The following is a 306-nucleotide window of genomic DNA, read 5'->3' on the forward strand; positions in this document are numbered from 1 at the left end:
TCACGCTGGTGTACGGCAACCGCAGCGTCGACCAGATCATGTTCGCCGAGGAGCTCGAGGATCTGAAGAACCGCTTCATGAACCGCTTCGTGCTGTATCACGTGCTGTCGGACGACCTGCAGGACGTGGAGCTGTTCAACGGCGTGCTCGACCAGCAGAAGTGCGCGGCGTTCCTCGAGCAGCTGCTGCCGGCCGACGCGATCGACGAGGCGTTCATCTGCGGCCCCGCGCCGATGATGGACGCGGCCGAGGCGGCGCTGAAGGCCGCCGGCGTGCCGCCCGCGAAGGTGCACGTCGAGCGCTTCG

1 pseudogene is annotated in these 306 nt (G+C 67.0%); it reads left to right on the top strand.

The annotated features are described in order from the left end of the window. Positions 1-306 (top strand): annotated as a pseudogene (locus tag AB3X86_RS38440) (phenylacetic acid degradation protein); the annotation flags it as partial.

It is taken from the genome of Paraburkholderia sp. BR14374 (genome assembly GCF_040948685.1).
GTDB lineage: Bacteria > Pseudomonadota > Gammaproteobacteria > Burkholderiales > Burkholderiaceae > Paraburkholderia > Paraburkholderia youngii.